Source organism: Dietzia sp. E1 (assembly GCF_014145015.1).
Classification (GTDB): Bacteria; Actinomycetota; Actinomycetes; order Mycobacteriales; family Mycobacteriaceae; genus Dietzia; species Dietzia cinnamea_A.
Genome location: NZ_JAALDU010000522.1, coordinates 1 through 293, shown reverse-complemented (window position 1 = coordinate 293; position 293 = coordinate 1). Strand labels below are relative to the sequence as shown.

Sequence of the window (293 nt, the reverse complement as noted above, 5' to 3'; positions counted from 1 at the left end):
GGCGGGCCGCCGCGGCGACGGTCTCCGCGCCGGCGATGGCGAAACGCGCCGACACGCCCGAGGCCTGGTTGATCGAGTCGGAGGTGCGCAGTTCGCGGGTGAAGCGGGCGAGCAGCTCCATGAGGGCGTCGGGCACCTCGGCGGTGAGTTCGGCCTCCTGCCGCACGACCTCGATCTCGTCGGCCAGATCGAGCGGGTAGTGGGTGCGGATCTCCGCGCCGAACCGATCCTTGAGGGGGGTGATGATCCGCCCGCGGTTGGTGTAGTCCTCCGGGTTCGCCGACGCCACGACC

The 293-nt window shown here is 71.7% G+C and carries 1 pseudogene; it reads right to left on the bottom strand.

What is annotated here, in order from left to right:
- A pseudogene (locus tag G6030_RS15000) lies at window positions 1-293 on the bottom strand (magnesium chelatase); the annotation flags it as partial.